This is a genomic window from Halobacillus rhizosphaerae, from assembly GCF_046719735.1.
Lineage (GTDB): Bacteria > Bacillota > Bacilli > Bacillales > Halobacillaceae > Halobacillus_B > Halobacillus_B rhizosphaerae.
Genome location: NZ_JAUTWQ010000003.1, coordinates 235,943 through 257,537 on the forward strand (window position 1 = coordinate 235,943; position 21,595 = coordinate 257,537).

General features: G+C 41.1%; 22 protein-coding genes. 16 read left to right on the plus strand and 6 right to left on the minus strand.

The window, feature by feature from the left end:
• Positions 1-3: 3 nt before the first annotated feature.
• The 9 genes from Q7A53_RS06440 (at position 4) to Q7A53_RS06480 (ending at position 10,168) form a co-directional block, all read left to right on the plus strand.
• Positions 4-843 carry an ABC transporter permease gene (locus Q7A53_RS06440; RefSeq protein WP_411788309.1) on the plus strand — a complete coding sequence of 280 codons (840 nt, stop codon included), beginning with the start codon at positions 4-6 and terminating at the stop codon, positions 841-843.
• A gap of 23 nt (positions 844-866) precedes the next feature.
• On the plus strand, positions 867-1,898 hold the full coding sequence (locus Q7A53_RS06445) for an ABC transporter ATP-binding protein (RefSeq protein ID WP_411788310.1): 1,032 nt from the start codon (positions 867-869) through the stop codon (positions 1,896-1,898).
• Positions 1,846-2,811 (plus strand): ABC transporter ATP-binding protein, encoded by a 966-nt coding sequence (locus Q7A53_RS06450; RefSeq protein ID WP_411788311.1) that lies wholly within the window; start codon positions 1,846-1,848, stop codon positions 2,809-2,811. Before Q7A53_RS06445 ends, Q7A53_RS06450 begins: the two co-directional genes overlap by 53 nt.
• 5 nt (positions 2,812-2,816) lie before the next feature.
• Complete coding sequence (locus Q7A53_RS06455; protein WP_411788312.1) at positions 2,817-3,482, plus strand: DUF1028 domain-containing protein; 666 nt, start codon at positions 2,817-2,819, stop codon at positions 3,480-3,482.
• 50 nt (positions 3,483-3,532) lie between these two features.
• The gene (locus Q7A53_RS06460; protein WP_411788313.1) at positions 3,533-5,671 is read left to right on the plus strand and encodes a GAF domain-containing protein; all 2,139 of its coding nucleotides are present in this window, start codon (positions 3,533-3,535) and stop codon (positions 5,669-5,671) included.
• Between the two features lie 3 nt (positions 5,672-5,674).
• A complete protein-coding gene (locus Q7A53_RS06465) occupies positions 5,675-6,811 on the plus strand; it encodes an amidohydrolase (RefSeq protein WP_411788314.1) in 1,137 nt (378 codons plus the stop codon).
• A 317-nt stretch (positions 6,812-7,128) separates the two neighbouring features.
• Positions 7,129-8,208 carry a toll/interleukin-1 receptor domain-containing protein gene (locus Q7A53_RS06470; protein ID WP_411788315.1) on the plus strand — a complete coding sequence of 360 codons (1,080 nt, stop codon included), beginning with the start codon at positions 7,129-7,131 and terminating at the stop codon, positions 8,206-8,208.
• 39 nt (positions 8,209-8,247) lie between these two features.
• Positions 8,248-8,649 (plus strand): hypothetical protein, encoded by a 402-nt coding sequence (locus tag Q7A53_RS06475; RefSeq protein WP_411788316.1) that lies wholly within the window; start codon positions 8,248-8,250, stop codon positions 8,647-8,649.
• A gap of 106 nt (positions 8,650-8,755) precedes the next feature.
• Positions 8,756-10,168: a SpoVR family protein gene (locus Q7A53_RS06480; RefSeq protein ID WP_411788317.1), complete on the plus strand. Its 1,413-nt coding sequence runs from the start codon at positions 8,756-8,758 to the stop codon at positions 10,166-10,168.
• A 248-nt stretch (positions 10,169-10,416) separates the two neighbouring features.
• Here Q7A53_RS06480 and Q7A53_RS06485 read toward each other — a convergent pair whose 3' ends face one another.
• Complete coding sequence (locus Q7A53_RS06485) at positions 10,417-10,920, minus strand: GNAT family N-acetyltransferase (RefSeq protein WP_411788318.1); 504 nt, start codon at positions 10,918-10,920, stop codon at positions 10,417-10,419.
• Between the two features lie 122 nt (positions 10,921-11,042).
• Here Q7A53_RS06485 and Q7A53_RS06490 point away from each other — a divergent pair, with 122 nt between their 5' ends.
• From Q7A53_RS06490 to Q7A53_RS06510, 5 genes are all read left to right on the plus strand, one after another.
• Positions 11,043-11,276: a hypothetical protein gene (locus Q7A53_RS06490; protein ID WP_411788319.1), complete on the plus strand. Its 234-nt coding sequence runs from the start codon at positions 11,043-11,045 to the stop codon at positions 11,274-11,276.
• Between the two features lie 436 nt (positions 11,277-11,712).
• Positions 11,713-12,453: a UMP kinase gene (gene pyrH, locus Q7A53_RS06495; RefSeq protein ID WP_411788320.1), complete on the plus strand. Its 741-nt coding sequence runs from the start codon at positions 11,713-11,715 to the stop codon at positions 12,451-12,453.
• A gap of 104 nt (positions 12,454-12,557) precedes the next feature.
• Positions 12,558-13,442 carry a D-amino-acid transaminase gene (gene dat / locus Q7A53_RS06500; protein ID WP_411788321.1) on the plus strand — a complete coding sequence of 295 codons (885 nt, stop codon included), beginning with the start codon at positions 12,558-12,560 and terminating at the stop codon, positions 13,440-13,442.
• 27 nt (positions 13,443-13,469) lie between these two features.
• Positions 13,470-13,847 carry an ASCH domain-containing protein gene (locus tag Q7A53_RS06505; protein WP_411788322.1) on the plus strand — a complete coding sequence of 126 codons (378 nt, stop codon included), beginning with the start codon at positions 13,470-13,472 and terminating at the stop codon, positions 13,845-13,847.
• Between the two features lie 100 nt (positions 13,848-13,947).
• A complete protein-coding gene (locus Q7A53_RS06510; protein WP_411788323.1) occupies positions 13,948-14,403 on the plus strand; it encodes a hypothetical protein in 456 nt (151 codons plus the stop codon).
• A 27-nt stretch (positions 14,404-14,430) separates the two neighbouring features.
• On the opposite strand, the gene Q7A53_RS06515 is transcribed toward Q7A53_RS06510, so the two are convergent.
• A complete protein-coding gene (locus tag Q7A53_RS06515; RefSeq protein ID WP_411788324.1) occupies positions 14,431-15,045 on the minus strand; it encodes a YczE/YyaS/YitT family protein in 615 nt (204 codons plus the stop codon).
• A 147-nt stretch (positions 15,046-15,192) separates the two neighbouring features.
• Between Q7A53_RS06515 and Q7A53_RS06520 the strand changes: the two genes are divergently transcribed.
• Positions 15,193-15,957: a (S)-benzoin forming benzil reductase gene (locus Q7A53_RS06520; protein WP_411788325.1), complete on the plus strand. Its 765-nt coding sequence runs from the start codon at positions 15,193-15,195 to the stop codon at positions 15,955-15,957.
• A 177-nt stretch (positions 15,958-16,134) separates the two neighbouring features.
• Here the strand turns inward: Q7A53_RS06520 and Q7A53_RS06525 are convergent, their stop codons facing one another.
• The 3 genes from Q7A53_RS06525 to Q7A53_RS06535 all read right to left on the minus strand — a co-directional run bounded on the left by Q7A53_RS06525 (position 16,135) and on the right by Q7A53_RS06535 (position 18,924).
• Positions 16,135-17,112, minus strand: coding sequence for a S66 family peptidase (locus Q7A53_RS06525; protein ID WP_411788326.1), 978 nt, complete (start codon positions 17,110-17,112; stop codon positions 16,135-16,137).
• The gene (locus Q7A53_RS06530) at positions 17,081-17,749 is read right to left on the minus strand and encodes a class I SAM-dependent methyltransferase (protein WP_411788327.1); all 669 of its coding nucleotides are present in this window, start codon (positions 17,747-17,749) and stop codon (positions 17,081-17,083) included. Before Q7A53_RS06530 ends, Q7A53_RS06525 begins: the two co-directional genes overlap by 32 nt.
• Positions 17,750-18,069: 320 nt before the next feature.
• The gene (locus Q7A53_RS06535) at positions 18,070-18,924 is read right to left on the minus strand and encodes a DMT family transporter (protein ID WP_411788343.1); all 855 of its coding nucleotides are present in this window, start codon (positions 18,922-18,924) and stop codon (positions 18,070-18,072) included.
• 420 nt (positions 18,925-19,344) lie between these two features.
• Between Q7A53_RS06535 and Q7A53_RS06540 the strand changes: the two genes are divergently transcribed.
• Complete coding sequence (locus tag Q7A53_RS06540) at positions 19,345-19,914, plus strand: GNAT family N-acetyltransferase (protein WP_411788328.1); 570 nt, start codon at positions 19,345-19,347, stop codon at positions 19,912-19,914.
• 151 nt (positions 19,915-20,065) lie between these two features.
• On the opposite strand, the gene Q7A53_RS06545 is transcribed toward Q7A53_RS06540, so the two are convergent.
• Positions 20,066-21,538, minus strand: coding sequence for a SulP family inorganic anion transporter (locus Q7A53_RS06545; RefSeq protein ID WP_411788329.1), 1,473 nt, complete (start codon positions 21,536-21,538; stop codon positions 20,066-20,068).
• Positions 21,539-21,595: the final 57 nt, after the last annotated feature.

A 21,595-nucleotide genomic window follows, 5' to 3' on the forward strand; every position in this document is an offset into this window, starting at 1 on the left:
GATATGGGAGATGTTTGGTTTCAATTTAGAAAAAATAAAATTGCGCTTGTTGGTTTTTTTATAACACTTTCTTACATCATTATGGCCATAGGAGCCCCCGTCATTGCACCATTTGATCCGTATCAAATGAGCCCCGACATTATGCTGTCCGGACCAAGTATGGAGCATTGGCTGGGTACGGACCAATTTGGGAGGGACATCCTTAGCAGAATTATCTATGGGACAAGAATTTCTCTGCAAGTTGGGATCATATCCGTAGGGATTTCACTTGTGCTCGGTACGGCTATCGGGGTAGTAGCCGCTTATTATGGTAAATGGGTGGATGGTTTGCTTTCCCGGTTTACCGACGTAATGTTTGCCTTTCCTGACATCTTGTTAGCTTTAGTCATTATGGCGATCCTTGGACCTAGCCTGACAAACTTAATGATTGCAATTGGGATTGTCTATATTCCTATATTTGCACGCATTGCAAGAAGTGCGGTGCTTTCTATTAAGAATTCCCTTTACATTGAAGCGGCAAAATCTATGGGAGTAAGCAATTTGAAAATTATGTGGAAGCATATTATTCCAAATAGTATGGCTCCGATCATTGTTCAAGTGACTTTATCCTTTGCTTTTGCCATATTAGCTGAAGCGGCGCTTAGTTTTCTAGGCCTAGGGGTTTCACCTGATACACCTTCATGGGGCATTATGCTAAGCGAAGGGAAGGATTGGATGGAGTCTGCCTGGTGGATAGCGGTATTCCCGGGAGTCGCCATAACTTTAGCCGTCTTTAGTTTTAACGTTATGGGGGATGGATTGAGGGACGCCCTTGATCCACGATTGAAAAATGAGTCTGCTTAATCTGAACAACAAGGAGGGATTGGATGTCTGAATATCTAATGGAAGTGAAAAATCTGGCTACTCATTTTCGAACTCAAAAGGGGGTAGTGAAAGCTGTAGACGGAGTTGACTTCAAAGTGAAAAAGAGGGAGATTCTTGCCATTGTTGGTGAGTCCGGCTGTGGAAAAAGTGTGACGTCTCAATCGATTATGAGATTGATTGGCAATAAGAAAAATGAGGAGATTTCCGGTGAAGTTCTCTATCATGGTGAAAATCTTTTAAATAAATCTCCGCATGCGATGCGGAATATCCGTGGAAAAGATATATCTATGGTCTTTCAAGATCCAATGACCTCCCTTAATCCAGCCTATAACGTGGGGACTCAAATTGCAGAGATGCCTGCTATCCATGAAAAAGCAGATAAAAAAACCGCCTGGAGACGGGCAGTGGAGATGTTAACGAAAGTTGGCATTCCTTCTCCAAAAGACCGTGCAAATCAGTATCCTCACCAATTTAGCGGAGGGATGAGACAGCGTGGAGTCATTGCAATGTCCCTAGCTTGCGACCCCGACTTAATTATTGCGGATGAGCCTACGACTGCTCTCGATGTGACCATTCAAGCTCAAGTACTTAACTTATTTAGAAAGCTTAGAGATGAGACAGAGGCAGCTATTGTCTTGATTACGCATGATTTAGGGGTCGTGGCGGAACTATGCGATAAGGTTGCTGTGATGTATGCAGGGAAGATTGTTGAGCAAGGGACCGTAGAAGATATCTTCGACCGCCCCAAACATCCCTATACGATTGGACTGCTTAATTCCGTCCCTGTTCCTGGAAATCGAGAGCGATTACAGCCGATTGAAGGTCAGCCGCCTAACTTGCATGAATTACCAGAAGGATGCCGATTCGCAGAGCGCTGCCCATTCGTAATGGATCAATGTTTAAAGCAGCAGCCAGAGCTTGAACCTACTGATTTTGAGGATCACACGGCAGCCTGCTGGATTGAAGATAAGGGGGGATTATATGAGCGATACAAAGGAACTCGTTCGAGTAGAAGGTCTGAAAAAGTACTTTAACTTATCCAATGGAGTTTTTTCAAAGAAATCGGTTGTTAAAGCTGTAGATGATTTAAGCTTCTCTGTGCAAAAAGGAGAGACCCTTGGAATCGTAGGAGAATCAGGGTGCGGGAAATCGACTACAGGAAGGTTATTACTTCGGTTACTTGAAGCAACTGAAGGCGAGATATACTTTGAAGGTAAGAATATTACAACGATGAATAAAAAAGAGCTGAAAAAGAATCGCCGGCATTTTCAAATGATTTTTCAGGACCCTTTTGCTTCTTTAAATCCGAGAATGAAGGTAGAAGAAATTATAGAAGAACCTATGAAAACAGTCGGAATAGAGAAATCTAAACGGAAGCAGCGCATGCTGAAGCTCCTCAATGATGTAGGGATTCCGGAAAGTTATCGTGATCGCTATCCCCATGAATTCTCTGGAGGCCAAAGGCAGCGTATAGGAATAGCGAGGGCACTTGCCTTGGAGCCTAAATTTATAGTAGCGGATGAACCTGTTGCTGCATTAGACGTCTCCATTCAAGCGCAGATCATTAATCTTCTAGTGGACCTTCAAAAAGAATATCAATTTACGTATCTGTTTATCGCCCATGATTTAAGTGTGGTCCAGTATATCAGTGACCGGGTTGGCGTTATGTATTTGGGGCAGATGATGGAGCTTTCGGAAAGTGATGAACTATATGAGAATCCATTGCACCCTTATACACAAGCGCTTTTATCTGCCATTCCTATACCAGATCTACACACGAAAAGAGAACAAATTCAGCTTGAAGGTGAGATTCCAAGTCCGGTTAATCCTCCATCCGGGTGCAGGTTCCATACCCGCTGCCCAATTGCTACAGAGCGTTGCAAAGTGGAAGTGCCAGAGTTTAGAGAAATTAAAAAAGGCCATTATGCGGCTTGTCATGAGGTGTAGAACCAATGAAATTAAACACATATTCTATTATAGCGAGATGTCCAATCACAGGTCACTTCGGCTCTGCTGTTGCTACCTGTTTCCCAGGGGTAGGAGCACACTCTCCGCATATAGAAGCCAACGTTGGGGCAGTAGTTACTCAAGGGTGGGTAAATCCAGCTTTAGGTCAAGCCGGACTGGATAGTTTAAAAGAGGGGAGAACGGCAAATGAAACCTTAAACTATGTGCTGTTGAATGATCCTGGGAAAGAACTTCGCCAAGTGGCTATTGTTGATCAATACGGAAACTGCAGTGCTTATACAGGGGTGGAAAATGACGATTACAAGGGTCATATTTTAGGTGATCAGTGGTCGGTTCAGGGTAATTTACTGACTGGTCCTGAGGTGTTAGAGGAAATGGCTAGCACGTTTGAAAAGACAGAGGGTCCATTAGCTAATCGATTGCTGGAAACATTAACAGCAGCAGATCGAGTCGGTGGAGATGTGAGAGGCAAGCAGTCTGCCGTCGTTAAAGTAGCTGCTGTTGACCACTTCCCATTTGTGGATTTCCGCGTTGATGATCATCCTGAACCAGTGAAGGAACTTAACAGAATCTATCAAAAGAATAAATCTGTTTTAATTGATAGATATTACGAATGGATTGATGCGGTGAAACAAGGGTCTCCCCTCTAACAATTTGCAATTGGTTCTTCTAGGTTTATATTAGGTTCAGAGGTGGTTGTATGAAAGAGACGATTTTAAATAAACTGAGAGAGAGATATAAACAGACCCATATTATTATAGAAGACAGAGTGAAGGATTCTTTAGTGGCCGCTTATCCTGATTATAATCCAGATACCATTCATTCTTGGACCGAACGGAGCAAGGAACTCGAAAATGGTCCTGTCCAGCTCAATGGCAATTGCCGTGCTTACGTTTATAAGGAGTTTATTATCTATTTAGTTGGTCAAGAAAAGTACGCCATGCATGAAGCCTATCAATATTTCGCTGACCAGAAAGAATGGATTCAATTGTTTATGAAATATTCGCAGAGTGAGTCTCGGACCAGATCCTTAGATTTACTTATGAATGTGGCACAAACTATTGCTTCTCAAATGCATGAAGAAGATATTCTGGAGATTATTATTGATACTGTCGTACAAGCCATTCAGGAAGCAGACACGGGCTTTCTGTTTCTATATGACGAGAAGATTGATAAGCTCCTAGTGGAATCTGCGGTCGGATTCAGAGAACAAAGCTACCGTAAGACAAGGTTAAAGGTGGGTGAGGGAGTCAGCGGTAGAGTGTTTCAAGATGGGATGCCTAGAATGATTCACGAAGCAGACGAAATTGCAGCGGCCATGAAGAACATGTCTAAAGAAAACTATAAGCATTACATAAATTCTACGATTTACAAGAAATACCCTAACAGCATGATTTCTGTTCCTTTAAAAATAAACTACGGAACGATTGGTGTATTGACCATTGACAGTTTTAAAAAGGGAGCCCGGTTTACTCAGGAGGACTTAGAGCTGTTAGCCGCCTTATCCGATCATGTAGCGGTTGTTATTACTCATGCAAAACTGTATAAACAGGAGAAGCAGCAAAGAGAGGAACTACAGCGTACCCATTTAGCTTTACGTAAAGAGCACGAAACGATGCAGCGAACGACGGACTTCCACCATCGCCTCACGAATATAGCAGCACGTGGAGGAGGAGCAATGGAAATTGTGGATACGCTAAAACAGATGGTTCGTGCTCCGTTTGCCATTTATGATCCTTTGTTAAAGCCATTTTATATCGATCCGGAAGCGGCAGATAAGCAGCTCCCAGAAAAGTTCCTTCAGCATGAACGTGTGAAAAAAGTAATGAGAACAAATAAGTGGCAGCAAATAGCGCTGAATCAGGGTGAGATCCTTGTGGTCATTCCGATAGTAGGAGCAGAAACAAATTTAGGATTTTTATGCTGCTGGACGAAAACGTCGAATGCATTAGAATCTGACATTGTTTTATTTGAATACGGATCGACCGTTCTTGCGTTAGAGTGGACAAAGCAGGAAGCCATTAAGGAAGCAAGGGATCGGATCAAAGGGGAGTTTCTCGAAGAAGTGCTGTCGGGTAAATACAATCCTTCTATTGAAAACCAAGCCCAGAACTTAGGTCTTAAAACCAATGACTTTTATGCTGTCATTCTTTGTAAAATTGATCAAGAACATCCTGCCATTCGCCAGATGCCGGAAAACATACGAATGCACAAAGAGGAATGGAGAAAAAGACTGGAATTTATACTTAACCAAGAAAGCATTCAAGGTATTGTCCTCTTAAATCCTACGTATGTGTTTGCATTAATGAGTTTTCCGGAAGAAGAGGATAAGCATAGCGCAAGAAATAAAGTTAAGCAGATTGCTGCAAAAATGGAGTCTGGCCAAGCACCTGTTCGAATTGGAATTGGGCGGGTTCACAAGAACTTAGTCCACTTAAATAAATCTTATGAAGATGCAGAAAAGTGCCTGCAAATTCTCGAAAGTCATCCTGAAAAACAAATCATGAGTTTTGTAGAAGTTGGGATTTATCGTTTTTTCCTACAGCATAGCACCGAGGAATTGGAACTTTATTTAACTGACGTCTTGGGGCCGCTTCAAAGGTATGATCGCCAGAAAAACAGAAATTTTATGAAGACACTGTTATATTACGTTAAATATGATAAAGAACTAAACAGGGTAACCAAAGAATTAAGTATCCATCCTAATACCCTCTACTATCGAATGAAAAGAATTCAAGATATCCTTGATGTGAATTTCGAGCACCCCGAAGAATGGTTTAATATACAATTGGCATGCCAAGTATATGATTACTTAAGTAAATTGAATAAGGAGGATTAATCGATGAGAGCTTTTACAAATGTCTATTTAAAACCGATCACTTCTCCGGATATACCAAATGGGATCGTGTGTTTGGAAGGTGGAAAGATACGTTCCTTCGGCTCCATGGAGAAAGCTGATTTATCAAAATGTGAATCTATTATTGATGGAACAGGGATGCTGCTTACTCCCGGGCTTATTGACGCTCATACACACCTTGGGGTAGATGAAGAGGGGATCGGCTGGGAAGGAGCTGATTTTAATGAAACATCGGATCCAATAACCCCGCACGTTAGAGCGATTGATGGAATTAATCCGTTCGATCAAGGATTTCATGATGCTGCCCAATCTGGTATTACCACTGCGCAAATCCTTCCTGGCAGTGCCAATGTCATAGGCGGATTAACGGCAGTACTTAAAATCAAACCTAACCACATTGTAGAAGAAATGGTACTAAGAGAGACCGCAGGATTAAAGGTGGCTTTTGGGGAAAATCCAAAAAAATACCACGGGAATGAAGGAAGGGCCCCAAAAACGAGAATGGGGATTGCGGCACTGATACGTGAACAATTCTTTAAGGCTAAACATGGCCCGGACCTCCCGGAGGATCTAAAACTACAAACGCTCAAGCGGGTATTAAATAAGGAAATTCCGATTCGTGTTCATGCTCATCGAGCTGATGATATTCTGACGGCGCTCCGTATTGCCAAAGAATTCGATATAGAAATTAATATCGAGCATGTGACGGAGGGACATTTAATTGCTCGGCATCTTGCTGATAGTTCGGTAGGTTTTTCAGTAGGTCCAACGTTATCAAGCCGAAGTAAAGTTGAGTTAAACCATCTTTCTTGGCATACATACTCTACACTTCACGACTACGGAATAAAGTTTGCCATGATTACAGACCATCCGGTTTTGCATATTACTCAATTAACAACGGCAGCTCAGCAGGCAGTAAAACATAACCTGGAAGAGTCGGCTGCCTGGAGGAGCCTGACGATTCATCCGGCTGAAATTCTTGGGATCTCCCGCCAAACGGGCAGCATAGAAATAGGGAAGGACGCAGATTTAACATTATGGAGTGAAAATCCTATTACGAGTCATGGCCAAGCCGTTTTAACGATGGTTGAAGGTGAGATTACTTTTAACAATCTTAAATAAATTCAATTTTTAGCAGAAAGTGCGTTCGCATTTTCTGCTTTTTTGATATAATAAAAGAAAAAAATGGAAGTAGGGGTTTGGGTGAATGTTACTTGTATGAGTTGTCAGAAACAGTATGATATTCATCAGCAGGACAGCCAATATTCCAAAATAAAACGCGGTCTTTCTAAGCTATACGTTTGTAAAAATTGCAACACTTCAATCCAACAAAATGCAGGGAAAGTTACTGGGATTTCTGCGGCGGATTTGGACCCTCACCAGGATATTCTAAATAAACGCAGGTCCTAGATAGAGTTCTCTTTTGGGAGGTGCCGAATATGGGGGAACACCCTAAAGTCTTTATTAGCTATAGTCAGGATTCTAAGCTGCATGCTGATCGGGTATTAAGTTTTTCCAATCGCTTAAGAAGTGAAGGGATCGATACAGTTCTTGACCAATATGAGTTATTTCCCAGTGAAGGATGGACAAGGTGGATGGATCGCAATATCGCAAATGCTGACTTTTGTCTCCTCATTTGCACAGAAACGTACTTTAAACGGGTTATGGGAGAAGATAAACCCGGAAAGGGCCATGGAGTGCAATTTGAAGGTCATCTAATTTATCAGCATTTATTTCAAGCTGGAACAAGTTCGTCTAAATTTATTCCTGTGGTCTTTACGGAGGAAGATGTGCAATTCGTTCCTGTACCTATCCGGAGTTTTTCCCATTTTGTAATTACAGATAAAAAGGATTATGAACAATTGTATTGGTTACTCCGAGGGGTAAATCAAACAACCAAACCAAAGCTGGGGAAATTAAGACCACTCCCTGAAAAAGAAAGAAAATCTTTGTTTATCACAGGATTTATTGACGGTGAACTTTGGAACGAGGCGGTTTGGAAAGGAACAGCTTTTACCCACAATACGGTCTTAAAAGAGCCACCCGGATTGGCGCTGCTGTTTGAAAATGAAGAAGCGGCCATCTCTATTTTCAATGGATGGATCCAGCGGCTTGGGGAGTACGATCGATATAATGAGCTCCGAATATCAATTATTGAAGGCGATGTTCCTGCAGAAGGGAAAGGATATACCGTTCACATTTCTGCAAATGTAGAAAACATTTTGAGTAAAGCTGTCGGTAGTGAGGAGGAAAGCAGTCAGGACGTTTTAATGGTAAGAACCCGCTTTAACCGAATGCATCCCTCAAATGGTTCAAAGCACTTAGATTATTTTAAAGAAAGCTATCAAAAGTTTGGGTCCTATCTGTTATTACCTGGAGTCCATCATGAAGGGGAAGTGACCATTCTGCATCATCTAGCCATCCATAAAAAAGAAGTGGAATTTAGAAAGGTGAAGGATATTCAATCACGGAATGATCTGGATGCGGTTATTCTGCCACAGTATAGAGATGAAAAGTAGCCATGCTTCGCCTTAATTCAAAAGAATGGAAGTGAAAAAATGGATCGCAAAGTTAATCATTTGCAGATGATTCAAAGTGTGATTGCCCGGATGGGGCAGAATTCTTTCTTTCTTAAAGGGTGGGCTGTGACCCTGGTTGCTGCTTTATTCGCTTTATCGAATCAGGGGGCAAGAGTTGAATTTCTAATTTTTGCCTGTCTTCCTATTCTCATCTTTTGGATATTAGATGCCTATTATTTAAGGCAGGAAAGATTGTTTATTCTCCTCTACAATTTCGTGCGTCAAAAGGACGAGCAGGAGATTGACTATAATATGAACACCAGCCAGCTGTCGGTGAAACATCCTCCTCTGTTTATGGTGATTTTATCCAGAACAATTCTCCTCTTTTATTTACCGATACTCTTGTTAATAGGTATTGCTATGTTCCTGTTTCCCCTCTAAATACTAGGAATTCAGAAGACTTCGGCCCCTTTCCGTTATGGATCCTTTCATGTTCCTATCACTCCTTTCATATAGTAAAATAAGCGACTTTGAAGGAGGGGCCACCTTGAAACCTGAGGATCAAAAGAAGCTCGAGAATGCCATTAGAGAAATCACCAGCATTGCTAAAGGATTCGGGCTTGATTTCTACCCGATGAGATATGAAGTTTGTCCTGATGATATTATTTATACATTTGGTGCGTATGGAATGCCTACCCGTTTTTCCCATTGGAGCTTCGGAAAACAATATTATAAAATGAAGCTGCAATATGATCTGGGATTGAGTAAGATTTATGAATTAGTCATTAACTCTGATCCGTGTTATGCCTTTTTGCTGAATTCAAACAGCCTTATTCAAAATAAGTTAATTGTTGCCCATGTTCTGGCTCATTGTGACTTCTTTAAAAATAATGCTCGTTTCCAAAATACAAAGCGGGATATGGTAGAAAGTATGGCAGCAACTGCAGAAAGAATTGCCAGTTATGAGCGCATCCATGGTAAAGAAGAAGTTGAATCCTTCCTTGATGCGATTCTGGCCATTCAGGAACATATTGATCCGTCCATTGTGCGTCCAAAGTTATCATGGACAGTTGCTGATGCTTATGAAGAAAGCCAGGATAAAGTTTTACCTACACCTTATGATGACATCTGGAAAATCGGAGAATCCCCAGATGTTCAACCTGTGGAACGGAAAAAACGAAAATTTCCTCCACGTCCGGAAAAAGATCTGCTGTTATTTATTGAGCAGCACAGTCGGGAACTTGAAGATTGGCAACGGGACATATTAACTATGATGCGGGAAGAAATGTTATATTTCTGGCCGCAGTTGGAAACTAAAATCATGAATGAAGGCTGGGCCTCGTACTGGCATGCCCGTATACTTAGGGAAATGGATCTAACGAGTGATGAAGTTATTGATTTTGCCAAATTGAATGCAAGTGTTGTCCAGCCATCGAAAACACAGTTGAACCCCTATTATTTAGGGTTGAAGATTTTTGAAGATATTGAAGAGCGGTATGATCATCCAACGGAGGAAATGCAGCGACACGGAATTAAGCCTGGTTCCGGTCGGGAGAAGATCTTCGAGGTCAGAGAAATCGAATCAGATCAAAGTTTTATTCGCAACTATTTAACAAGAGAATTGGTGAGACGGGAAGATTTATATCTTTTCCAGAAACAGGGGCAAAAATATAAGATTACGGATAAAGATCATGAAGCCGTCCGCGATCAGCTGGTGACTATGAGAGTGAATGGCGGATTCCCTTACCTTACCGTCCAGGACGGAGATTATATGAAGAGTGGAGAGCTCTATTTAAAACACCATTTTGAAGACGTTGAACTCGACCTTGGTTATCTGGAAAAAACTCTGCCTTATGTTTATCAATTGTGGGGAAGACCGGTGCACATGGAAACCATTGTGGAAGACCGCAGTGTAGTTTTTAATTATGGTGGGCAGAAAGTACAAAAGAAATATTTATAAATAACCAGACAGAGAAATAAAGAGTTTATTTACGAGCAAACCACCTGAACCATTGAAAATGAATGGTTCAGGTTTTTTATATTTAGTCATACATAAAAGTGAAAGTGATTGGTTTGCTTCTCTTTTTATACGGCATCAGGTTTCTCATTAACAGGTTATTATCGTTTCAATACGTCCAACTGGGTCATTTTGTGAAGACACGCCAGTTTCCCAGCTGCAGGTTTAAGGGAATTTATTGTGTATTGTTGTTACTCCGTTTTAAGCAGCTTGGCCATATAGTATTCATCTACATAGTGATTGTTGATCAATAGAGAGTCTTTGCGCACGCCTTCGATTGAGAATCCTGCCTTTTTGTAAAGGGCTATTCCCGCTTCATTTTGAACAGCAGCGTTTAATTCTAATCGATGAATGTTTTGTTTTTTCGCCCAATCTTCTACATGCTGGAAAAGTTTTGTACCCAGTCCAAGACCTCTGTGCTCTTTTAGAATCCCTATAACGATGTAAGCACAATGCTTATTTCTTTTGGCCATTCCTCCAATCGCCAGGAGGTAGCCTGCCAGTTTTTGATCTGATTCTTCTGCAAGCAATGTTGAATTTGGTGATTCATTGATCAATTGAATTTTTCTTTTGTGATCCTCGACGGTGGTGGATCGTTCTTCAGGCTCAAAGAGCATATATTGTGAATCCTGTTCCACACTTCGCATCAATTGTGCAAACGGGCTGGCATCTTCTTGAGTAAGTTCGCGGATCATAGAAAAATCCTCCTGTCTAAAAGAATGAATAGGCAATTTCGTTATATTCTACCACAATTCATAAGGATGTTTTGAAACCATAATCTTTCAGCGATCGTCTAATAAAAAAGGAGGCGGAATTTGTGAAGCTTTTGGGAGCGTTGATTACAGCTTGTATGTTTATGCTTGCTGCTTGGTTCTGTTACCAGACAGGTCTTTACAATCTTGCTTTTCCCATTCACCCTGTCTCAACAAGCTCAATCTATATAGAGGATAAACAATTTCAAACCTTCATCGTGGTGATGTTCGGAGCCAGCCTTTCAGCGGGTGTGTTTCTACTATTTCGCATCGCCGAGTATAAACGGAGGAGCGAGTAATTCGCTGAATCCGTTTATGACAAAGGGCTGAAACATTGCAAGTAAGCAGGCATATGATAAAATGGATACAGTTATAGATCGAAGACGAAAGGAGCGGGAAAGTATGAAACATTCATTTCATTCAAAGCAGATTCATGCGAAATTCATTCATGGTCTTTCTCGCTGCCAAGCATAGACAATTTTGTCTATGCTTGTTTTTTTACCGTCTAAGAAGGTTACTAGGATAAAGAAGAATTTACTCCGCCGCTAGTCTTAGGCTGGTCGGGTCTCCCAGGACGCTCGCGCTTTTATTCTATCCAGCGCGAGCGCCCAGCCCCTCGAGGTCCTAAGTCAATCGCCTGCGTGGATGAAGAACTATCCACTCCTCCGCTTGTCTTAGGCTGGTCGAGTCTCCCAGGACGCTCGCACTTTTATTAGATCATTGGAGGGTGATGGTATGAGGTATAACCGGGTGTTGTTAAAAATTAGCGGGGGAGCTTTAAGTGGAGACAGCACGGATAATTTTGATCATACGGCACTTGAACATATTGCGAATGAGATTGTCTCCCTTGTGGATGCAGGCATTGAAGTGGCCTTAGTAGTCGGAGGAGGAAATATTTTCAGAGGACGTACCGCTGAAATATGGGGGATTGATCGTGTTGAAGCAGATAATATCGGTACGATAGGTACTGTGATTAACAGTCTTATGCTCCGAGGTGTGTTAAAGAAAAGGACGAATCATGATGTTCGAGTGATGACCTCTATCCCTGTGAGTTCAGTCGCTGAACCTTACATTCGTTTAAAAGCGATGCATCATTTGAAGAAGAAATATGTCGTCATCCTAGCGGGAGGAAATGGCCAGCCTTTTGTGACAACAGATTATCCCGCTGTCCAGAGAGCCATAGAACTGGAGTGTGATGCCATTTTGGCTGCTAAACAAGGAGTGGATGGCGTCTATTCATCAGACCCTGCCGCCAATAAGAATGCAAAGCTGTATAGGACTTTAAATTATGATGATATTCTTTTGCATAATATTCAGGTGATGGACCAGGCTGCACTGCTTCTAGCACGAGATCACAAGCGTCCGGTTCATATTTTTAACTTTGAGAAACCTGGAATCATGATGGAGCTTTGCCGTGGCCTTGATCGAGGCACCCTTGTTTCAAGTGAGCCTTCCAAATTTCATGAAGGTTTATAGGTATAATTGTTTATATTCAGAACATTTTGTTATTTTCATCTCTTTAGGAGCAAACTTTGATAAACTATTCGATAACTCTTACGAACAATAAAGGAGGCATCATTATGAGTGTGTATCAGAATATATTAACTGAAAAAGAATTTGTAGATAAGGATAACCTTACGTATCCGTTTGAAGAAAGAGGTCTGCAGTTCGGTGATGGGATCTATGAAGTTATCCGTGTTTATAAGGGAAAGTACTATCTAATTGAAGAGCACTTGGATAGACTATTTCGTTCCGCTGCTGCCGTTAAGATTAATGTACCCTATAATAGGGAGGAACTGGCTCATCAACTGGATGAGCTGCTGAAAAGAAATGAGATTGATAAGGATGCAAAGGTGTACTTGCAAATTACTCGTGGGTCTGCTCCAAGAGAACATGCTTTTCCATTAAATACGCCTGCCAATCTATACGCATATGTACAAGACCTGCCCAGGAAAATTAACCTAATGAAAGAAGGAGTTACTGCCATCAGTCAGCCCGATGTTCGGTGGGACTGGTGCTACATTAAGAGCTTAAATCTACTTCCTAATGTAATTGCTAAACAGGAAGCAGAAGAAAAGGGGAGCTTTGAAGCCGTTTTACATAAAGATGGCGAAGTGACTGAATGCAGTTCCTCAAATATTTATTTAGTTAAGGATGGTAGCGTGTACACCCACCCTGCTAAGAAAAATATTCTACATGGCTGCGTGAGAATGCGGGTGGAACATTTTTGCAAAGAGAAATCCATTCCATTTGTGGAGGAAGCTTTCCGTATAGAAGATTTTCAGCATGCGGATGAAGTTTTCTTATCTAGCAGTACAGCCGAGGTTATGCCGATAATTAAAGTAGATAACCAAGTTATTGGAACAGGAAAGCCGGGATCGATCACTAGAGTCCTTCAGCAGAGTTATGAAAGAGATGCTGATATTTCAGAGGCAAGGTCTTTGTTTAAAGCACCATCAGCGTAATCACAAGATAAAAGGGGGAAAGGGCGCATGATTCACTTTATGGGATTATATGACGAAGCGTTTCAGTCCATGAAGCAGGGAGATAAGCTTTATGAGGTTCGTTTACATGATCAAAAAAGAAAGAAACTAAGAAAAGGCGACTTGATTGAATTCACAAGACTGCCGGATAAGAAAGAAACTCTGCTTGTCGACATCCTGAATCTTATCCCTTTTCACACGTTTGACCAGTTGTATCAATCAGTTGCTAAAGAAGATATAGCTAAGGATAACTGTACCCACCAGGAATTATTAAATAGTACGTATGAGATTTATACAAAAGACCAGGAAAAACAGTGGGGTGTTTTGGCGATTCAAGTGGCCATAAGCAAACAATCTTATGCCTTGAGAACCATTCATCCTCAATAGAACAACCGCCTTCCTAATGGCTGGAGGGCGGTATTTTACTTTAGAGAAAAGGCAGCTATGCTATAATGCAAAGGAAAACGTTAGTTATGGAGGGATAAGAATGGCAGAAATTAAGTTGACATTTACCGAAGAACAATACAAGAAATTGGTGGAAACGATTTTCCTTGGAAGCTGGATGTTAAATTCTACTAGGCTTGAGGATTTGGATGAAGAAGCAGAAGAGATTCGCGAGCTGGTTCTTTCCAGGTATAAAGAAGCTAATCTAGAAGATAAAGTGGTTTACCAGGAGGAAATGGAGATTCACGATCTTACCATTGACTATGAATCTGAACTCCTTGATCAATATATAGAAGAATATGACGAGTTCAGCTTCTGGGATAAACTTGTGGAGAAGCTGACTGAAAAAGAAATGGTGCAAACCTTTGGTGCAGATGTAGTCTCCGCACCATTGACTGATGAAATGTTGAAAACCCAGCTTGAGTTAGAAGAAAAGATAGGGCAGGAGTTAGAAGAGAAAGGCATTACGAACCTTCACCTTCCTCTTGATAAAAAATAAGCATGCAGATGAGGATGATTCCTTTAGTTACCGGGAAGTGGACCATAGAAAAGCAATAGGTCTGGCAGCTTTATACGCCCACTGAATGATGGGGCCAAGCAGTAGTGCTACAATTAAAGTACCAAACCCAACCGGAGCACCAAGCAGGAATCCAATCAAGGCCATACCGCTTTCTGCAAAGATTCGCACAGAACTTTTGGATTGTTTCGTTTTCTCATTCATAATCATCATAAAGTGATCAAGCGGTATGCGCGGGAAGGGTGTCCGCAAGTAAACAGCTATACCGGCAGAAGTAGCTAGAAGACCAAGGGTAAAGATTCCCCACTCTGCCCACCAGTGGTCAAAGCTAACATCTTTTAGAAATCCATATAACACGAAGTCCAGTGATCTCCCCCGGATTATAATCGGGATAAGCGATTCAAATTTCGGTCTTTTCTTTTCAATCCAGGCGTTTATTCCTAGCAGGATAACAAAGGCAATAATCATAACATTTCCAACCGTTATGGGCAGATGCTTGGCCACACCTACAGCCACACTGTCCCCAGGACCAACCCCTAGACCGGATTGAATAACAAGAGCGAGGCCGAGGCTAGATACTGTGAGTCCTGCTAGATATATGATGGTTAAATAAACATATTTCATAATAGACTCCTTTGATCACGTCCAAAATATACTTTACTTATCATATAGGTTCCTCCAGGGGAAGTAAAGATATTCAAAGTTTGCAGGTTTCCAGTAAATCAGATAGGGAACGGGTGATATAGACCAGGAAAAAAGGAGGAATAAAGGATGCATTACGCTATTATTACCGGTGATTCAAGAGGGCTTGGAGAAGCGATCGCTAAACAATTCATCGGAAAAAATGTGAATATTGTAGGGATCTCACGCACGCACAATAAGAGTCTCGAAAAGGCAGCTCAAGATAGCAAAGTGGATTATACGCACTTCAGCTGTGATTTAAGTCAGACTGAAAGCGTTGCTAATTGTCTGGATGAAGTAGCCAGTCATGTGTTCCATGAGGAGACCCATTATGTTTATCTGGTTAATAATGCTGGGGTAATAGACCCCATTGATACAGTAGGCAATCTAAATGTGGACGAGCTGCAGAACCATTTACAAATAAACCTTGCTGTGCCGATGCAGTTTTTTAATCGAATTTTAAAGGAAGCTAACGCAGCTGACATTTCAACGATGCTCATTAATATTACATCAGGGGCGGCCGAGAGATCCGTTCATGGCTGGAGTGTTTACAGCAGTGCCAAAGCAGCCATTAATCGTTTTACTGAAACCGCCGCTTTAGAACAAGAACAAGAAGAGAATAATCATATTATATTTGCTTTCAGTCCCGGCGTGGTAGATACGGACATGCAAGGAAGAATCCGGGCAAGCTCAGAAGATGAATTTGCGGACGTGAGCAAGTTTAAACAGCTGAAGGAAGAAGGGAAATTACGCGCCCCAGAAACGGTGGCAGCTGTACTTATGGATTTACTGAATAATCCAAAAACCATTGAAAGCGGAAAAGTATATAAACTCTATGATTTAATCGAGGAGTAATGGTGCGGTGGCTTTTTTATTTTCTAATAGTGATCGTCCATTTGCATCACCTAGTCCCTCGAATTCATAAGTCAAGCGCCTGCGTGATGAAGAGCAATCCACGCAGGCGCTCGTCTTATGCTTGTCAGGACTCCCTCGCCCTTCAAGGTCATAAACGCTCTTCTTCGCTTTTGTACCTTAATGCATGTCGATTTTTAAGGTGGTGTGGTTTTTGCCGGCTTTTAGTTCAGTGCTTCCACCGATTGGAAAAGTGAACTGGGGTGTGGTGTGACCAAAGCTTGCATTGGCGATGACAGGGATATGAGATAATTCTTGCTTCGTTGAAATGATTTCTTTTAAATGGCTGCTCGTAATAGATGATTTGGATTGAAAGCGTCCAATAATAAACCCTTTTACTTTTTCAAAGCCGGGCTGGTGAATAAGTGACTGGAGATCCCGGTCGAAGGTTTCGGGGATGGTCATTTCATCATCTTCTAAAAATAGGATAGACCCCTCGAGAGATGGCATAAATTCTGTACCATGGAGGAGGTTGAGGGTGCATAAATTTCCTCCGATTGATCTCCCCTGAGCTTCTCCTTCTTGAATGACTAAATACCCGCTGTTCGGGTGAAAGTGCCGGTTTTCCTGATCGATAAACCATGGATCATCACTCCAGTCCTCTGCTTGAGGGATCAGGAAAGGATCGCTGGCAAGGAATGCTTTTTTTAAATACTCGATCGTGTAGTCCGCACCCTTTTTCATACCAAATGTGGAAAAGTGAGGACCAGAATAAGTGACGAGTCCAGTTTTATGATAGATTGCATTTGCTAATGCGGTAATGTCTGAATACCCGCATAAAATTTTTGGGTTTTCTGCGATAAGTTCATAATCTAAATACCTTAACAGCTGATTACTGTCAAAGCCGCCAATTGTGGTCAATATTGCTTTAACGTGAGGGTCTTTAAATGCATCGTGCAAATCACTTATCCGGTTATCGATTTTGGAAGAAAGAATGCTCGGTTTATCTTCTATGTATTTACTATAAGAAACCTTCAATCCTAGACTTTCCAGGCGATGAATAGCCAACTCCTGCTGATCCTTTGCAATCATTGTCATACTCTCTGCAGGAGAAACGATTCTCACTTCATCTCCCTCTTTTAGCTTGGCTGGAATCATATGCCTGCCCCTTTCCTTTTCTTAATAATAAACCTTGAAAGTCATGTATGCCATGCCCGATTTCTTCTTTGGAAATAAGGTGAAAGGCTTCTACTGTGAAGACGGAAGAGACAGCTTTTTTTAAAGCATCATTATCATAAAAGGAAAAGTAGCGCTTAGGCTGGTGAAAGTCCTCTTCCCATATACCTTCGTGATTGATTCCTCCATAAACACCTAGATAAAATAAACCTCCAGGCTGCAGGACGCGTCTTATTTCCAGTAGAACATCAGCGAGATCGGATTTAGGCACATGAAGTAAACAGTTTAACGCCCAGCTCGCTTCGAATGAGTCATTCGGGAAATCTAGATCGTCGAAACTCATTACATCTGCAGTCAATCCTTTATTCTGACACAAGTGCACCATTTCCGCACAAAGATCGGTGGAATGAACATCCAAACCGGCATTGTTAAAATACAAACTATCCTTTCCAGGTCCAGCACCAATTTCTAGTAAACGTTGTTTTTTTTCTTTGAATAATGTATGTAAAAAAAATTCTCTTTCCGTTGTTTTCCATTTTTGAGCTGTTTGATTGTCTCTGTGTTTGGCTTGTTTATTATAGGCGCTGGATAATTGATTTTTTACTAATTCAAAATTCATTCCTCTGACCTCCTACTTAAGCTAAGCCTGCTGGGGAAAGACAGATGTTACAGCCCTGTGGACATTCATCTCATATAGGAATTTTTTTCAATTGATTACCCTTTCATCATATATTAAACTTCATTCATTTAGAAGGGGGGTGCTAGTTACTATCGTTTGGCAGCCGTTGGCGATTGTATCCTTGTACCACTTTGGCCTTGAATGTAAGTTTTCTGTTTTCCAGCGTTCTTTAATAAAATTACTTATTACCTAATGGAAAACCCGAACCAATGGATGGTCCGGGTTTTCCTCTGTATGAACTCGCTTTACAGGCATTCTGTTTAATTGGCCAATCTGTTATTTTTCATAAACATATAGAAAGAGGCACCGAAAATCGTAATATATCCGATCAAACTAAATAAATCCGGAACTTGATTAAATAGAAGGATGCTAATCAAGGCAGAATACACCACAGTGGAATAAAAGAAGATAGAAATCTCCCTGGCTGGTGCGAACTTATAAGCAATGGTCAATCCAAATTGTCCGAGGGTAGCAAAGCAGCCAGCCGACAATAAGTAAATCCATTGTTTTAATGACATGGGTTCATAGTAAGCGATCGTAAATGGCAAAAGGGTTATTGTAGTGAAAAAAGAAAAGTAAAAAACAATGGTATAAAATTTCTCCCGGTCTCCAAGCACCCGTAGGAGAGTATAGGCTGCTGCTGCAAACACTGCAGAGAGAACCCCTGATAAATAAGGAATAAAGTCTAATGAAAATTCGGGTTTAATAATAAGTAGTGTACCAAGAAAGGCAATGATAATCGCGACTACTTGATACGTTCTCGTCTTTTCTTTTAAGAAAATAGCAGAAAATATAATTAATAAGAAAGGGCTGAGTTTATTTAGCATATCTGCATCTGACAGGACTAGGTGGTCAATAGCGTAAAAGAATAAGACCATTCCAATCGTACCAAAGGCAGATCTTGTTAACAGCAATCCTTGATTTTCTTTCCGGCCGAACAGTCTCTCTTTATTGTATTTTACAAAGCCAAAGGCAATGATGGCAGAAACCAAATTGCGAAATAATGTTTTTTGGACAGTCGGTACTTCTCCTGACAGCTTTACAAGAGCTGCCATCATTGAAAAGCCAAATGCAGATATTAATAACAAGATAATTCCTTTGTTGCGGTCACTCATGTCGATTTCCTCCGATATAAATAGCTTATGTAAATTCACCTATATCATCCTAATATAAATGCTGAGATAAAGAAAGAGAGGCTGTTTATTTCTTACCGCCTTTCACAGTACATTGGCTTTGAAGCAAGTCTCTCTATGCTGTCCACCCCAATTATGGACAGCAGATAATTATCAAATTACATGATAGTTAAGGTATAATAAGTACTAGGCAAAGAGAGTCATATTCCATGACCTATACCTCTTCGGCATAAGCTGACCGCTACTGTTTTCCACATGCTGATCCGTTATCCCAAGTGATTTATCTTCCTTATCCTCGCCACAATTTTCGCCTTAAAATAGAAGAGAATGTTCGATTCTCCGCTTGTCCTGTACTAAAGTCTATCAACATTAAGAACTCTAACATAACAGGAGTGTGGGCTTATGGAGATTCTTGAGGAAAGTAAAAGAATCTTACTTAGAGAGATCATTCCAGAAGACTGGGAAGAGATGCACGAATATTCTTCCAATGAAGAGACTTGTAAGTTTCAGCCCTGGGGACCTAATACAGAAGAAGATTCCCACTTTTTTATCAACCAGGCGATTAGAGATCGCAAAAAAAGATACCGCAGAAGATTTGTATTTGTAATATACGAAAAGGTGTTAAAACGGATCATAGGGAATATTGAGATGAATATTCGGGATTGGGATGGAGTAGGTGAAATAGGTTTTATCATTCATCAGGGTTACTGGGGAAAGGGGTATGGGTCTGAAGCAGCCCTTCTAATTCTACGGCATAGCTTTGAGAGCTGTAAAATGCACCGAGTCTTTGCAACTTGTGATCCTGCCAATGTCGCTTCAGCTAGAGTATTAGAAAATATCGGTATGGTCAAAGAAGGGATCTTGAGAAAAGATTTACTCATCAAAGGGAATTGGAGAGACTCGGCCATCTACGGTATCTTAGAGGAAGAATGGGGAGAACGGAAAAATATCCTGGAAGAGAAATGGTTATAGTTTAATATGCCGATGTACGTTAAAAGCATTATAATTGAAAAAAAACGAGTGAAATCCAGAATGTAAGTCTGGGTATCACTCGTTTTTATATTGTCAGGGAACCATAGACTGATGTAGGGATATTAACTCCCCACTCATTCCAGGGCTTCTTTTAATGATCAGAAATAGAGGTGCTGTGTTTATGGTGGACGGCTAATCGCTTGACTAACTGAGAGCTGTCTTTATTTAAGCCTGTAATCTTAGTTTCTTTGTCATGTTCGTTGAATTTTAATACTAATTTATCAATCGCGGCTACAGCTGAGTCGTCCCAAACATGGGAATCAGTAAAGTCAAGAACAACATAGTCTGCGTCTACATTGAATTCAATTTGATTCATCAAACTATCAATGGAGGCAAAGAAAATCTGTCCCGTAACCGTGTAAACCATTGTTCTCGTATCCGAATTAAAGGCTTCTTCGATATGGACTTTCGAGATTTTTGCCACGAAGAAGATCGCACTTAATAGTACACCCACCAATACACCGATGGATAGATTATCAGTTGAAACTACAGTAATAACCGTAATAATCATAACAGCTGTATCAGAAATTGGGGTCTTATGAAATCTTGCCAGGGATCCCCAGTCAAATGTACCAATAGAAACCATAAACATAATTCCGACTAATACACCCATTGGAATTTGAACAAGAATGTCGTTGAAGACAATAATTAATAACATTAAGAACACACCTGCAACAAAGGTGGACAAACGACCGCGTCCGCCTGAACTGACGTTAATGACGGATTGTCCAATCATGGCACACCCAGCCATTCCGCCAAAGAATCCAGACACCACATTGGCAATCCCCTGTCCACGTGCTTCTTTGTTTTTATCACTTGGAGTATCTGTCATATCGTCCACGATTTGTGAGGTTAACAGAGACTCTAGAAGCCCAACAAAAGCAATCGCTATTGAAATGGGGAAGATAATTTGTAAGGTTTCAAAATTCAAAGGGATATCAGGCAGTAGGAAAACCGGAAGTGTATTTGCTAATTCTCCCATGTCTCCTACAGTTTTTAATGGAGCTCCTGTAGTAATCGCCACAATAGTCATAATTATGATCGCGATTAAAGGGGCAGGAACGGCTTTTGTAAACCTTGGAAGAATATAAATAATCGCTAATGATCCTGCAACCATTGCATACATCTCCCAGCCTTGTCCATCAAAGTGAGGCAGCTGTGCTGTAAAGATCAAGATCGCTAATGCATTGACGAAACCAATCATCACAGACCGAGGGACAAATTTCATAAACTGTCCAACTCTTAACGCTCCTAAAATAAATTGCAGGATACCCGTTAAAATCGTAGCTGCTAATAAATACTCTAAACCATGCTCTTTCACGAGCGTTCCCATAAGCAGTGCTGTTGCTCCTGTAGCGGCAGAGATCATCGCAGGACGTCCGCCTGTAAAGGAAATGACAACAGCGATACAGAAGGAAGCGTACAATCCTACCATGGGGTCGACTCCAGCTATGATAGAGAAAGCGATTGCCTCAGGTATGAGTGCCATTGCGACAACCATCCCTGAGAGCACATCGTTTTTTACGTTTCCAAACCATTGTTGTTTAATTGTTTGTGTGTTCAAATTCGCACCTCTTTCCAAATATTAAATTGTACTGTCCGTAACAGTACGAATTCCGGC

Excerpts from the sequence above, each read along its gene's own strand:
- Q7A53_RS06540 (WP_411788328.1), top strand. The coding sequence starts at position 19,345 with ATGGAGATTCTTGAGGAAAGTAAAAGAATCTTACTTAGAGAGATCATT.
- Q7A53_RS06510 (WP_411788323.1), top strand. The coding sequence starts at position 13,948 with ATGGCAGAAATTAAGTTGACATTTACCGAAGAACAATACAAGAAATTG.
- dat (WP_411788321.1), top strand. The coding sequence starts at position 12,558 with ATGAGTGTGTATCAGAATATATTAACTGAAAAAGAATTTGTAGATAAG.
- Q7A53_RS06530 (WP_411788327.1), bottom strand. The coding sequence starts at position 17,749 with ATGAATTTTGAATTAGTAAAAAATCAATTATCCAGCGCCTATAATAAA.
- Q7A53_RS06470 (WP_411788315.1), top strand. The coding sequence starts at position 7,129 with ATGGGGGAACACCCTAAAGTCTTTATTAGCTATAGTCAGGATTCTAAG.
- pyrH (WP_411788320.1), top strand. The coding sequence starts at position 11,713 with ATGAGGTATAACCGGGTGTTGTTAAAAATTAGCGGGGGAGCTTTAAGT.
- Q7A53_RS06520 (WP_411788325.1), top strand. The coding sequence starts at position 15,193 with ATGCATTACGCTATTATTACCGGTGATTCAAGAGGGCTTGGAGAAGCG.
- Q7A53_RS06535 (WP_411788343.1), bottom strand. The coding sequence starts at position 18,924 with ATGAGTGACCGCAACAAAGGAATTATCTTGTTATTAATATCTGCATTT.
- Q7A53_RS06485 (WP_411788318.1), bottom strand. The coding sequence starts at position 10,920 with ATGATCCGCGAACTTACTCAAGAAGATGCCAGCCCGTTTGCACAATTG.
- Q7A53_RS06505 (WP_411788322.1), top strand. The coding sequence starts at position 13,470 with ATGATTCACTTTATGGGATTATATGACGAAGCGTTTCAGTCCATGAAG.
- Q7A53_RS06445 (WP_411788310.1), top strand. The coding sequence starts at position 867 with ATGTCTGAATATCTAATGGAAGTGAAAAATCTGGCTACTCATTTTCGA.
- Q7A53_RS06460 (WP_411788313.1), top strand. The coding sequence starts at position 3,533 with ATGAAAGAGACGATTTTAAATAAACTGAGAGAGAGATATAAACAGACC.
- Q7A53_RS06450 (WP_411788311.1), top strand. The coding sequence starts at position 1,846 with ATGAGCGATACAAAGGAACTCGTTCGAGTAGAAGGTCTGAAAAAGTAC.
- Q7A53_RS06465 (WP_411788314.1), top strand. The coding sequence starts at position 5,675 with ATGAGAGCTTTTACAAATGTCTATTTAAAACCGATCACTTCTCCGGAT.
- Q7A53_RS06455 (WP_411788312.1), top strand. The coding sequence starts at position 2,817 with ATGAAATTAAACACATATTCTATTATAGCGAGATGTCCAATCACAGGT.
- Q7A53_RS06440 (WP_411788309.1), top strand. The coding sequence starts at position 4 with ATGGGAGATGTTTGGTTTCAATTTAGAAAAAATAAAATTGCGCTTGTT.
- Q7A53_RS06515 (WP_411788324.1), bottom strand. The coding sequence starts at position 15,045 with ATGAAATATGTTTATTTAACCATCATATATCTAGCAGGACTCACAGTA.
- Q7A53_RS06475 (WP_411788316.1), top strand. The coding sequence starts at position 8,248 with ATGGATCGCAAAGTTAATCATTTGCAGATGATTCAAAGTGTGATTGCC.
- Q7A53_RS06525 (WP_411788326.1), bottom strand. The coding sequence starts at position 17,112 with ATGATTCCAGCCAAGCTAAAAGAGGGAGATGAAGTGAGAATCGTTTCT.